Origin of the sequence: Pseudomonas sp. PGPR40 (assembly GCF_022014505.1) — a bacterium.
Lineage (GTDB): Bacteria > Pseudomonadota > Gammaproteobacteria > Pseudomonadales > Pseudomonadaceae > Aquipseudomonas.
On record NZ_JAKLSP010000057.1, the window covers coordinates 1 to 14,089 of the forward strand.

5 protein-coding genes are annotated in these 14,089 nt (G+C 59.7%); 1 reads left to right on the forward strand and 4 read right to left on the reverse strand.

Annotated elements, in window-relative coordinates:
• Positions 1-396: 396 nt before the first annotated feature.
• Complete coding sequence (locus tag MEB48_RS28605) at positions 397-651, reverse strand: hypothetical protein (RefSeq protein ID WP_237887063.1); 255 nt, start codon at positions 649-651, stop codon at positions 397-399.
• A 795-nt stretch (positions 652-1,446) separates the two neighbouring features.
• On the opposite strand from MEB48_RS28605, the gene MEB48_RS28610 reads away from it, so the two are divergent.
• Positions 1,447-2,202 (forward strand): response regulator transcription factor, encoded by a 756-nt coding sequence (locus MEB48_RS28610; RefSeq protein ID WP_237887064.1) that lies wholly within the window; start codon positions 1,447-1,449, stop codon positions 2,200-2,202.
• 141 nt (positions 2,203-2,343) lie between these two features.
• Here the strand turns inward: MEB48_RS28610 and MEB48_RS28615 are convergent, their stop codons facing one another.
• The 3 genes from MEB48_RS28615 to MEB48_RS28625 form a co-directional block, all read right to left on the reverse strand.
• Positions 2,344-8,295: a DUF5801 repeats-in-toxin domain-containing protein gene (locus tag MEB48_RS28615; RefSeq protein ID WP_237887065.1), complete on the reverse strand. Its 5,952-nt coding sequence runs from the start codon at positions 8,293-8,295 to the stop codon at positions 2,344-2,346.
• Between the two features lie 251 nt (positions 8,296-8,546).
• Positions 8,547-11,267, reverse strand: a complete 2,721-nt coding sequence (locus tag MEB48_RS28620; RefSeq protein ID WP_237887066.1) for a DUF5801 repeats-in-toxin domain-containing protein — start codon at positions 11,265-11,267, stop codon at positions 8,547-8,549.
• A 231-nt stretch (positions 11,268-11,498) separates the two neighbouring features.
• Positions 11,499-14,089, reverse strand: a 2,591-nt coding sequence (locus MEB48_RS28625) for a DUF5801 repeats-in-toxin domain-containing protein (RefSeq protein WP_237887067.1), incomplete at its 5' end; no start/stop codon positions are given.

The following is a 14,089-nucleotide window of genomic DNA, read 5'->3' on the forward strand; positions in this document are numbered from 1 at the left end:
CACACGGCTGAAAGGCCGTTCAACTAATTAGGATCGTCGGGCATCGATTCTCATCGAGGCGCGGGGCCACAGCCCCACTCAGACGCCGGATAGATGAAAGCAAGCCAAACACGCATCAAAAACAGTAGATGTGGGAGCGGGCTTGCTCGCGAAGAGGCCAGCACATTCAACATTGATGTCGGCTGACACTCCGCTTTCGCGGGCAAGCCTCAATGCCAGTCAGTTAAGGATAAAGCGGACCTGTAGGAGCCAGGCTTGCCGGCGAAAGCGCACTCAAGGACGCCTTCGCCGGCAAGCCTGGCTCCTACGAAAAGCGGTTTGCTCGCTTAACTGACTGGCATTGGGGCTAGCCTCGCTCCTACAGGGATATTGGGTGTTTGCGGGAGCGGTAGTTGTTCAGCAGTGATGCCAAACCAGAAACCGGCAACACCACCCATCCAATGTGGAAGCGAGCCTGCTCGCGATGCTGTTGATCTTGCCGTTGCCGTTGCCGTTGCCGTTGCCGTTGCCGTTGCCGTTGCCGTTGCCGTTGCCGTTGCCGTTGCTTTGGCTTTTGATCCTGATCTGCTTGCCCCTTTTCCCAGAGGCCGAACGCAGGCGTTGCGCAGGGGGCACCGCGGCAAGGATGCCGCGGTAGCTGCCCCCGGCCATGGATGGCCGATGGCAGCGGGCCCCCGGAGCAATGCCGGAGTGAGGGTATGCCGAGCCCAGGCGAGGCACCGAATGGCGGGGCAAGAGCCCTTGGTTACTTGGGGCTTTTCCAAGTGACTCGCTGTAAAAGCGAAACCGCCAGCGGCCGTTACCGCAGAAACGGATATGTACTCCAACACAACCCCGCCAATGAATCTCTATACCCCAAGAGATGTGTAGATATCCATGCCAGCGGAAAGATCCTGACTGAGAGCATTTCTACGCATCGACGAGGCAAGTTCGACGACAAATTGACGCCAGCGTTACGGTTGTGCTTTCACGTACGCCACTCGTCGGTTAATTGACGATTTCGATCGCGATCAGCCCTTGGTCGCAGGTAGGCCCCGGCGAGTCTAAGGCCTTGATTTTTTAGGGCAGGGGAGCTGCAGGGAACAGCGACCGGGCCACCCGCGTGAAGCTTGAGTCGACGACTGGCAGAGAGGCAGGCCGGCAGCGCGCTGAGCTGACCTAGACTCAGTTCAGTGGCTCGGGGAGCACATCATCATGCGCAAGCTATTGATGATTATTCCTATTTATGTTGCCTCGATGGCTTTGCCCGGCTTGTGGAACGTCCGCAACGCCTGCCAGTGAAGCCAGTGGAAGTGTCCCCCAGGGATGAATAGTCGGGTGGGCACCGTAAGGCCTGTCGGCGCTCGCATCTGTCCTTCGATCACGGTGGTCAGGTGATTGAGCTGCTGATCCATGAAGGCCAAGGGAGGGAGGTCAGAATTAATTCTTCAAGGGAGTCAGGAACGTATGACGGCCCACAGAAAACCAATAAGCGTGATGCTGATCGATTGTCGCCCCCTCGTTCTCATGGGCCTTCAAGATTTGATCAATGCCAGGAAACCTCAGATGGAAGTGAGCGGCCAGGCCACCACCTATACCAATGCGCTGGATCTTGCCGATCAGTTGCGGCCCAATGTGATTTTTTTCAGTTTCTTTCCAGATGCGCTGAACCCGCTGGAGGTCGTTGCGGGACTCACCCGCAGCGCCGAAATGAAAGTACTGGTACTCAAGGGGCTGTACGAAGCCATCCCCGTTGCCCAGGCAATAGAGGCAGGCGCACGCGGCATCGTGCTGGCGGAAGACCCGACGGAATCGATCATCCAGGCCATCATCACGGTCCACCATCGCGACACCGGAAAGGATAGAGCCTGGGCCGGTGGGCTTTCCGGCTATTCCGCGACCGGGCATATACACTTGAAATGCAATCTGGAGCAGGCGAAACAGGCGCGGCTGACATTGCGCGAGAGGGAACTTATTCGCGCCATTGTGGGGGATCCGTCCGCCAAATACATGAGCATCGCCGGGCGCCTGGGCATCAGCGAGCACACCGTGCACAACCATCTCAGCAACATTTATCAGAAGCTTAATCTCATCAACCGAATCGATTTGCTGATGTATGCGCTGAAGCACGGGCTCACCAACAACGAAAAGCCACCCGAGTCCACATGGGTGGAACTGGATTTGAGTTCACGTAAAAAAAGAAGACGGTCTGACACCTTTTAGCGTGCCTGGCTTGTCGCCGTCCTTGTCGGTGGCTTGCAGGGTGCCAGGGTTGATGCGATCGTGCGGATCTCCTATTTGGGACTGCAAAAAAATACGAGGGTGGCTTTCGCCACCCTCGCATTTTTTTAGGCGCGCGATGCCTCAGACGCCGCCGATAACAATGTCACTACTCAGAAGATCGACTCCGACCAAGGTGATGGTCGTGACTTGTCCGCCCGTTTCGGCAACCGTGACGATGCTGTTTTCACCGCTGATGTCGATCGATTGGACAACCGCGCTCTGGTCGCCGTTGAGCACCAGGGCGTCTCGCAGGTTTGCGTTCGCGTCGAAGCCGGTGACTTGATACAGGTTCTCATCGACTGACAAATCGATGTTGAAGGCATCACGCTCACCGCCCGTACCCACCAGCGAGAAGTCGAAGAGGGCGTCGGCCGAGTCGTTGGCGAACAGGTTGGCGTCAAACGTGCTCGTCGCCGAGTCCCCATCCCCGTCCGTCAGCGTCGCGTTGAACGTCAGCTGGACATCGCTGGCCAGGCTTTCGCTCTCCTGAATGAACTGGATCGTCGGGATCTTGATCTCGCCTCGGGCCATCGTGAGCTGAACAGCGTCGATCAGATTCGCGCCATCGCTCTCAACGAGGAAGGATACCTGTCCGCCTGCCTCCGGAGTCAGGCTGTTCACTTCGATGAGGTTCGAGAACGTGCCATCCTCGTAGTAGGCTCTGTAGTACAGGTCCTCGGTCGCCGTGTTGTAACCTCCCACGGAGTTGTCGATGAAGACCCTCATGCCCGTCAGCAGGCTCTCCGGATTGACGACGAAACTTTCATCGTCAACGCCGATTGCCGCCAGGTTATCGCCCTGGAACAGGTTATTGGCGACGCCGATGCCGGCCGTGCTGACGTTCATGGCCGACGGGTCGATGAACGAGGGCAGGGGGTTGGTCTGTAGCGTGGCTTCGGTGGGGTCGGGTTCTCCGAGCCCGATGCCGGTCAGGATGTCCGAAGTGGACGCAAGTGCCTTCGCGGAAAAGAACACAACCTCCTCAGATGGCGAAGGAATAGTCGGCGGATCCTGCTCCGGAATTAACAAGGTGCGCACGGGATCCGGGCCGCCGGCACCGAGCGCGCCGTCGGCAGTGCTGAGCACGATCTCCGAACGGAAGCCTTGCACCAGATCCAGTGCATAGCGGCCATCGGCATAGGCGGTCAGCGTGTAGTCGACGCTGGTATCCGCTGTTGCGGCGTTGTTGTCGAAATCGCCGGTCAACGTCCCTGCGAATTGATACGCGCCATTGCCGTCCGGTGAGGGCGACTGCTCGGTGAGCGTGGCGGTCCCGGTCGTGGTCGTATTGTCTGGCCTGACGAGGGTGAACTGGCTATTCACCGAGATGTCCAGACCGGCCGCACCCAACCCGTCCGCTCCGGCCGAATTATCCCAGAACCCGAATTGCGGCAGGACGCTACCGGTACCGACCAGATTGCCGAATGCGAGTGATGGGCCGTCATCCTTGAATATCAGGTTCTGTCCGATGTTGAGGGTCGCCTGGGCGCTGTCGCCGTCCTTGTCGGTGGCGGTCCCTATCAGCGTCACCAGGTTGTCCGCCGACAATGTCGTCGAATCATCGGGGTTGGTAGCGTCGGGATGCACCACTGCGCGGAGCTGATCGAGGGTGACGTCACCATTGGCGGCGACACTGGCTGTGAACACCAGCAGGTTGGTCGTGGCCGTGCGGCCTTCGACCACGCCTCCGTTGAGTGACAGGTTGACCGCCTCACCGGTGGCCGTGTCGGTCAGTCCGGAGGCTCCCGCCACCACGCCCAGCGCGTAGGTCAGCGTACCCGCGCCATCAGCGCCAAATGCGGAGCTGAAGTTGGCGGCAAAGTTCTGGGTGGCGTCGGTCGTCAGCACCGTTTCGTCTACCGTCAGCACAGGCTCCGTGCCGGTGGTGCTGATGCTTGGCCCGTCGTCCTTGAACACCAGGTTTTGCCCAATATTGAGCGTTGCCTGGACGCTATCGCCGTCGCCGTCGGTGGTGGTCGCCGTCAGCGTCACCAGGTTATCCGCCGACAGCGTCGTCGAATCATCCGGATTGGTGGTATCGGGATGCACCACCGCCCGCTGTTGATCGAGGGTGACGTCACCATTGGCGGCGACGCTGACCGTGAACACCAACAGGCCGGTCGTGGCCGTGCGGCCTTCGACCACACCACCGTTGAGCGACAGGTTCACTGCCTCGCCGGTGGCCGTGTCGGTCAGCCCGGAGGCCCCCGCTACCACGCCCAGCGCGTAGGTCAGCGTACCCGGCCCATCAGCGCCAAACGCCGAGGTGAAGTTGGCGGCAAAGTTCTGGGTGGCGTCGGTCGTCAGCACCGTTTCGTCGACCGTCAGCGTTGGTTCCTCGCCGGTGGTGGTGATGCTCGGGCCGTCGTCCTTGAATACCAGGTTCGAGCCGATGTTGAGGGTTGCCTGGACGCTATCGCCGTCGCCATCGGTGGTGGTTGCCGTCAGCGTGACCCGATCGTCCGAGGTCAGGCTCGTCGAATCATCCGGATTGGTGGCATCGGGATGCACCACCGCCCGCTGTTGATCGAGGGTGACGTCACCATTGGCGGCGACGCTGACCGTGAACACCAACAGGTTGGTGGTGGCCGTGCGGCCTTCCACCACGCCACCGTTGAGCGACAGGTTCACTGCCTCGCCGGTGGCCGTATCGGTCAGTCCGGAAGCTCCGGCCACCACGCCCAGCGCATAGGTCAGCGTGCCCGGTCCATCGGCACCGAACGCCGAGGTGAAGTTGGCGGCAAAGTTCTGCGTGGCGTCGGTCGCCAGCACCGTTTCATCGACCGTCAGCGTTGGTTCCTCGCCGGTGGTGCTGATGCTTGGCCCGTCGTCCTTGAACACCAGGTTCGAGCCGATATTGAGCGTTGCCTGGACGCTGTCGCCATCGCCATCGGTGGTGGTTGCCGTCAGCGTCACCAGATCGTCCGCCGACAGCGTCGTCGAATCATCTGGATTGGTGGCGTCGGGATGCACCACCGCCCGCTGTTGATCGAGGGTGACGTCACCATTGGCGGCGACGCTAACCGTGAACACCAGCAGGCCGGTCGTGGCTGTGCGGCCTTCGACCACGGTGCCGTTGAGTGACAGGTTGACCGCCTCGCCGGTGGCCGTATCGGTCAGTCCGGAGGCACCCGCTACCACGCCCAGCGCATAGGTCTGCGTGCCTGGCCCATCAGCGCCAAATGCGGAGGTGAAGTTGGCGGCAAAGTTCTGCGTGGCGTCGGTCGTCAGCACCGTTTCGTCTACCGTCAACGTTGGTTCCTCGCCGGTGGCCGTGATACTCGGACCGTCATCCTTGAACACCAGGTTTTGCCCAATATTGAGCGTTGCCTGGACGCTATCGCCGTCGCCGTCGGTTGTGGTCGCCGTCAGTGTCACCAGGTTATCCGCCGACAGCGTCGTCGAATCATCTGGATTGGTGGCATCGGGATGCACCACCGCCCGCTGTTGATCGAGGGTGACGTCACCATTGGCGGCGACGCTAACCGTGAACACCAGCAGGCCGGTCGTGGCTGTGCGGCCTTCGACCACGGTGCCGTTGAGCGACAGGTTGACCGCCTCGCTGGTGGCCGTATCGGTCAGCCCGGAGGCCCCCGCCACCACGCCCAGCGCATAGGTCAGCGTACCGGGCCCATCAGCGCCAAACGCAGAGTTGAAGTTGGCTGCAAAGTTCTGGGTGGCGTCCGTCGTCAGCACCGTTTCGTCCACCGTCAGCGTTGGTTCTTCGCCGGTGGTGGTGATGCTGGGTCCGTCATCCTTGAACACCAGGTTCGAGCCGATGTTGAGCGTTGCCTGGACGCTGTCGCCATCCTTGTCGGTTGCGGTCGCTATCAGCGTCACCAGGTTGTCCGCCGACAGCGTCGTCGAATCATCTGGATTGGTGGTGTCGGGATGCACCACCGCCCGCTGTTGATCCAAGGTGACGTCACCATTGGCGGCGACGCTAACCGTGAACACCAGCAGGCCGGTCGTGGCCGTGCGGCCTTCGACCACGGTGCCGTTGAGTGACAGGTTGACCGCCTCGCCGGTGGCCGTATCGGTCAGTCCGGAAGCTCCGGCCACCACGCCCAGCGCGTAGGTCAGCGTACCCGGCCCATCAGCACCAAACGCGGAGCTGAAGTTGGCGGTAAAATTCTGCGTGGCGTCGGTCGTCAGCACCGTTTCGTCCACCGTCAGCGTTGGTTCCTCGCCAGTGGCGGTGATGCTCGGTCCGTCGTCCTTGAACACCAGGTTCGAGCCGATATTGAGGGTTGCCTGGACGCTATCGCCGTCGCCGTCGGTGGTGGTCGCCGTCAGCGTCACCAGGTTATCCGCCGACAGCGTCGTCGAATCATCCGGATTGGTGGTATCGGGATGCACCACCGCCCGCAGCTGGTCGAGGGTGACGTCACCATTGGCGGCGACGCTAACCGTGAACACCAGCAGGTTGGTCGTGGCTGTGCGGCCTTCGACCACGGTGCCGTTGAGTGACAGGTTGACCGCCTCGCCAGTGGCCGTATCGGTCAGTCCGGAAGCTCCGGCCACCACGCCCAGCGCATAGGTCAGCGTACCCGGCCCATCAGCACCAAACGCCGAGGTGAAGTTGGCGGCAAAGTTCTGCGTGGCGTCGGTCGTCAGCACCGTTTCGTCCACCGTCAGCGTTGGCTCCTCGCCAGTGGCGGTGATGCTCGGGCCGTCATCCTCGAAGATGAGTTTGGAGCCGATTTCGGCGATGGTAGTAGAGGCTTCGCGCAGCGTGAAGCCGCCAATATCAAAATCGGCGTGGTCGTTGCCCCTGGCGTCGAGGGCCGCTCCGTTTTCAATGAGCACGCGGTTGTGAACATCCGTTGTGGTGTATTCAATCTGGTAGCCAGCCAAAACGCCTGTGATGGTTGCAACCCCATTAGCGAAGCTGATGCCAATGGCTGGATCATCCACTGATCCGTCCGAATTCTCGATCACCAGCCCGGTGCTGATGTTGATGACGCTAACATTGGTGATGGCAACCGGCGTATCGCCCGTATAGCCGTTGACGAAATTCACGCCAGGTTCAGCAGCGGTGCTGAATGCGCTGATTTTTACGACAGCACTCTTGCCGCTTTGCAATTGCACGACGTCGAAACTGGCCGACGTCGCATTGTAGACGTCGGTAAAGTCGATGTTGGACTCAACATCGGCTTCGGTCTGGCTAAGGTTGGGAACGGTCACATCCTGCCTGGCGCCCGTGACGAACGAAAAGCGGATGCCTTCCTGTTCCACAATCATCTGGTTGTTGGTGCCGATGGTGGTCGGGCCACCCCCTTGGCTGGTATTGATCGTGTCGCCAGTGTTTATATTGGCGCCGCTTGACTGGTCTGCGGGGTCCTTGCCGGTGGCGATGATGGTGGGATCCGTGATCCGCACGACACCATCGACTGTTTCAGTTGTGGGGTTCAATTTCGTGAACATCAGGAACAGGTTTTGGCCGGAGGGTGCACCGGCCAGACTGAATCCCAGGTCCTGAGTGGCTCCGATGAACACCTTATCCAGCAGATTGAGCGAATCATCAGGGTTCGTTATATCTGGATGCTTGAGCGGTTGGTACTCCACGGTCCAGATCTTGCCGCCGGTGACCGGCGATCCGGTCTCTTCAATGTAGGCAGCGAACACGATCGCGCCATCTGCGCCCCCGGCTCGGCCCAGAAGGATGTTGTTGTCCGTATCGGTATAGAGAAGGATGCTGGTGCCATCGAGGGTGTCCAGTCCGCTGTCCACGCCATTGAGCGGTGCGCCAGCGCTGTCGACGAAGCTGATATCGGTAATGCTTCCTCCGCCGGTCAGGGTGAAAGCATTGCTGCCCGTGTCGCCCGCGGCACCGGTATAGCCACTCAGGGCCGCACCCGTTGCGGTGCCTGCTCCAAGTGCGGTCAAACGGGTAGAAAAGGAAGAGGGCAGGGATGCCACCAGAATGTCGTTGTCGTCAGCGTCTCCTGCAGGAGTTGGCGTGGCGGTGGCGTTCTGTAACCCGGCCGTTTCGTCCAGTACAACGTCTTCGCCAGTGATTGCAATAGCCATGATATTTCTCCTGAGCAATTGCGGTCATTGAGGTCTGACCATTGACCTCTACAACTATGACCAAGCGCCGGAAATTGCGCATCGGCCGAAACTCCCAAGCGGGATGGGAGTTTCGGCCTAGTCGTCCTCGTTGGTGGTCTGCTGCAGGGTGCCCAAGGTGATGCGAGCGTGCAGATCGCCTATTGGAACTGCAAAAAACAATGCGAGAGTGGTTTTGCGCCACCCTCGCATTTTTTCACGCGCGCGCCGCCTCAGACGCTGCCGATAACGATGTCACTAGTCAGAAGATCAACCCCGACCAAGGTGATAGTCGTGACGTCTCCGCCCGTTTCGGTAACCGTCACGATGCTGTCTGCGCCGCTGGTGTCGATCTGGACATCAGCAGTCTGGTCGCCGTTGAGCACCAGGGTGTCTCGCAGGTTTGCGTCCGTATCGAAGCCGGTAATCTGGTACAGGTTTTCATCGAATGACAAGTCGACGTTGAAGGCATCAAGCTCATCGTCCGTACCCACCAGCGTGTAGTCGAAGGCGCCGGTCAAGTCGTTGGCGAACAGGTTGGCATCAAACGTACTTGATGCCGAGTCCCCATCCCTGTCCGTCACCGTCGCGTTGAAGGTCAGCTGGATATCGCTGGCCAGGCTCTCGGTTTCCTGAATGAACTGGATCACCGGGATCTTGATCGTGCCCAGGCCCATCGTGAGCTGAACAGCGTCAATGAGCTTGGCGTCCGTTCGCTCGATGACGAAGGACGTTTGTCCTCCAGCCTCCGGGGTCAGATCCGCGGCAAGTACCTTCGTCGGCGAACCTGAAGTCGTGCCGTCAGCGTAGAAGATCGTGTAGTACAGCTCTTCCGTTGCCGGGTTATACCCTTGCACCGAGTTGTCGATGAAAATTTTCATGCCCGTCAACAAGGTCTCGGGGTTGATGACGAAACTCTCGTCACCACTATTGATGCCTGCCGTCCCATTTCCATCCAGGTTGTTGTTGCCGACGCCGATGCCGGAGGTGCTGACGTTCATGTTCGCGGTGCCGAGGAAGGCAAACCCGCCGCCTTCTACCTGTGCTTCGGTGAGGTCGGGCTCTCCCGGCCCGATAGCAGTAAATATGTCGCCTGAGGTAGTAGTCGCGTTAACACCAAAGAACACAACCTCCTCGGATGCCGAAGGAATAGCCGGGTCATCCGTTTCCGGAATTAACAGTGTGCGCACGGGGTCCGGGCCGCCGGCGTCGAGCGAGCCGTCTGCACTGCTGAGCACGACCGTCGAACTAAAGCCTTGCACCAGATCCAGTGCATAGCTGCCATCGTCAAAGGCGGTCAGCGTGTAGTCGATGGTGGTATCGTCCGTTCCGGCGTTGTTGTCGAAATCGCCGGTCAACGTCCCTTCGAATTGGTACGCGCCATTGCCGTCCGGTGAGAGCAGCAGCTCGGTGAGGGTGGCGGTGCCGGTGGTGGTTGTGTTGTCTGGCCTGACGAGGGTGAACGAGCTGTTCACCGAAATATCCAGACCGGCCGCGCTCAGCCCATCGGCGCCGGCCGAATGACTCCAGAACCCGGTTTGCGGCAGGACACTACCGGTCCCGATGAGGTTGCCAAAGGCGAGTGCCGGGCCGTCATCTTCAAAGATGATCTTGGAGCCGATTTCGGCGGTCGTAATAGCAGTTTGGAGCAGCTTGAAACCACCGATATCAAAATCGGCGTGGGTATTGCCCCTGGCGTCGAGGGCCGCTCCGTTCTCAATGAGCACGCGGTTGTGAACATCCGTTGTGGTGTATTCAATCTGGTAGCCGGCTTTAACGCCGGTGATGGTTGCAACCCCGTCAGCATCAAAACTGATGGTAATAGCGGGATCATCCTCCGGTCCGTCTGAATTCTCGATCACCAGCCCGGTGCTGAGGTTGATGACGCGAACACTGGTGATCTCAACCGGCAAATCATTTGCATAGCCGTCGATGAAATTCACGCCAGGTTCAGCAGTGGTGCTGAATGCGCTGATTTTTACGACAGCACTCTTGCCGCTTTGCAATTGCACGACGTCGAAACTGGCCTTGTTCGCATTGACGACGTCGGTAAAGTCGATGTTGGCTTCAACATCTGCTTCGTTCTGATCCAGCTCGGGAATGGTCACATCCTGCCTGGCACCGGTGACGAACGAATAACGAATGCCCTCCTGTTCAGTAATCATTTGGCTATTGGTGCCAAAGGTGGTCGGGCCAGCTGCCTGGCTGGTATTGATCGTGTCGCCAGTCACGATATTGACGCCAGTGGACTGATTTGCCGGATCCTTGCCGGTGGCGATGATAGTGGGATCCGTGATCCGCAAAACACCACCGACGTCGACAACTGTCGGGTCCACCGTCGTGAACATCAGGAAGAGGCTCTGACCGGAGGGCGCATTGGCCAGACTGAATTCCAAGTCCTGACTGGTTCCGACGAATACCTTATCCAGCAGATTGAGCGAATCATCGGGGTTCGTAGCATCTGGATGCTTGAGCGGTTGGTACTCCACGGTCCAGATCTTGCCGCCGGAGACCGGCGATCCGGTTTCTTCGATATAAGCCGCGAACACGATCGCGCCGGTTGCGCTCCCGGCTCGGCCCAGAAGGATGTTGTTGTTCGTATCGGTATAGAGAAGGATGCTGGTGCCATCGAGGGTGTCCAGTCCGCTGTCCACGCCATTAAGCGGTGCGCCAGCGCTGTCGACGAAGCTGATATCGGTAATGGTTGCTCCGTCGGTGACAGTGAACGCATTACTGCCCGTGTCGCCCACGGCACCGGTATAGCCACTCAAGGCTGCACCCGTTGCGGTGCCGGCCCCCAGTGTGGTCAAACGGGTAGCGAAGGTTAAGGGCAGGGACGCCACGAGGATGTCGTTGTCGTCAGCATCTCCCGCAGGGGTTGGCGTGGCGGTGGCGTTCTGCAAGCCGGGCGTTTCGTCCAGCACAACGTCCTCGCCGGTGATTCCAATAGCCATGATTTTCTCCCGGGATAATTGCGGTCATCGAGGTCTGACCGTTGACCATAGTTCGCAACTATGAGCATGCGCAGGGGGTTGCGCATCGGCCGATACTCCCAAGCGGGGTGGGAGTTTTGGACTACTTGGGAGGGGAAACGGGATGAGGACGCGAAGGGACGGTGTCGCCTATATTCCAATGAAAACGGCCTGGCTCCTTGTGGGAGCCAGGCCGTATACCCTCAGTGGCGTTTAGACAATGTCAGTGCTTGCGATGTCGGTCACCCCCACCAACTGGATGATGGCGGTAATACCACCTCCATCACCATCGAATGCCAGGTAGCCGTCGCCTCCAACGACGCCGAAGTAGTAGGTTTTCGTGCCATCCAGCGCGAGATCGGCGGCGGCTGTGAACGCCGCCAGGTTGGTGACCGGTGCCAGCACTTCGGTGTAGTTCCCGTCCGAGCCCGCCAGCGTGAAGTTGAACGTGTCACTGCCGGTGGCAAAGCCGCCATCGATGACAGTCAAGGCCATGGAGAACAGCCCGTCGACGTCGGTGTCGGCGATCACGAACGAGTCCCCACCCGCTGAGGCGGTCACTCGGTTATCGCCAACAATTATCACATCCAGGGTTTGCGTGGTCGTCGCGTCACCGTCGGCATCCGCCAGCGTTACATCGAAGGTCAGGTGGGCGTCCGGTGTCGCCGAGGCCACGAAGCCGATGTTGACGATCTTGATGGGTTCGTTATTCCCCTCAGTCGTGGCGCCACCGAAATTTGTCAGGCTAGTACTGAGCGTTGCACCCTCAACCGTCCCAGTCGCGGGATTGTCGATGGCCCCATTGAGCTGGTATCCGGTTCCGGTTGTGTTTTGGGTTGACGTCACCACTTGGGCGCCCTGGATCGAGTAATTTTCTCCGCTGAAGTTGTAGTCATTGCTCTCGAAGACCACGATGCCGTTTTGTGCCTGAGCCACGAATCCGTAGGAGGGCACACTGGTATTGATAACGTCGTCATTACCGGCTGAGTTTCCAACAATGAAGGTTCGATTGATTGTATCCCCGGTAACGTCATCCACCAGCTTCAATACCACCAGCATGTCTTTACCAGCGCCGATGCCGGCTTGTGTGAACTCGAGAAAGATTGCCTTGCTTGTGGCCCTTTCCAAGGTAGGGTCATTGGTGACCCCTTTGGGGTTCTCGGCAAAAAAGTCCAGATCGATCACCTCGTCCGATTGGAGCGTGTCGCTGGCAGCGCCAATCGAATTCGATGAGACCGTGACATACCGTCGATCATTCGAGAACAAGCCTGTGGCGGTGTCGTAAGCGAAGGTTTGGGCCGTCCCGTTATTCACGCCGAACCCTTCGAACTGCACAAAGAAGTTGCTGGCAAGCGTCATCACCGAGACCGGCGGATTTGATCCAACGGTCGTGTCTGAGTTGAACGCATAGCCCTGAAGGGGGTTACCAGGCGTTGAGGTATTCAGGATGCTGAAGCTCTCAATCTCCTGAGCCAATTTCAAGGTATAGGTGTCAGCCAACTTGTCAAAGACTAGCGTGCCGGTGGCGTTGCTGGTCGTTCCCTGCGTCGGGTTGGACACGTAGGTGAAGCCCACGTTGAAGACCGCCTGGCTATCCGTCTCCGAGACCCAAGTCACCGATTTGTTGGTGATGGCGTTTGCCCCCACCGTGACGCCCGTGAGAGCCACGGACAGGAAGTCGGAGTTCGACGCGCTGTAAGGCGCCACATGCGCATCCGCGCCAATCGAGTAAGCGAAGACGCCGGTTCCACCTTCATCCGTCACAAGCGCCCCGTTGCTGCTGTTCGCGTAGACCAGATTCGATTTGGCCGTCACGACCGGCGTGTCGTCATCGACGTTGATGGAGAGCGTGCCATCGGCCGTGTCGCCATCACCATCGGTCACCCGGTAGTTGATGGTGAACGCCTGGTTGTTCTCGTTCAGGCCTGCCGCATGGAGGATCGGGCTGTTTTGCACCACGGTGTAGGCGCCCGTTGCCGCGATCATCGTCAGCGTCAGCACCGTGGTTGTGCCCTGTTTGACCAACAGATTGGGGCCATCGGTCTCATAGGTGAAGCCTGTGGGCGCTCCGCTGGTTAGATAGGCCACCGTGCCGGCGCCATCCGCGCCAAAGACGTGGCCCAGAGTGCCGCTTGTGTTAGCCGCGTCGGCATCGTCGTCCGTACCGCCCGGGTTGCCACCTGTTTTCGCGTCGTCGTCCAGCAGCACCGTTGCATTGGCAACTACCGATGGCCCATCGTCGGCAAAGCGAACGTTGCCGCCCAGGTCCACGTCCTCGCTGTCGGTGGCGGTGTCGCCATCGCCGTCAGTGCTGAGCGCGGTGCCGGTGAGCTTGATCAGGTTGTTGGCCAATACCGCGAACTGGTCGTCAAAGGGGGCGGTGGTCGGGGTCTCCAAAGCGTGGTCGATCTCGGCGTATTGGGTCAGCGTGACGATGCCGGCATTGGCTCCGCTGGGCACCACTCCGATCGAGAAGATGGTGTTGCCCGTGGTGATGTCGGCTGCGCCGAGGGCGGTCGAACCTACGATCAGGCCGCCGACGTTGTACAGGTTGATCTGAACGCCGTTGCTGTCCAGCAAGGAGTCACTGCCATTCGCGCCGTACAGGCTCAGGGCGTAGCTCTTGACGGTGGTGCCGGCGCCGTCGGCGCCATAGACCGGCAGGTTGCCGAAGACACCGCTGAAGTCCACCGTGGTGGCGGCGCTGTCCTGGGCCGTGGGGTCGCCATCGGTTTCTGCGTCCTGGGTGGTGAGCAAGATTGCGCTTTCGGTGGTGGCGCTGACGGTAACGCTGGGGCCATCGT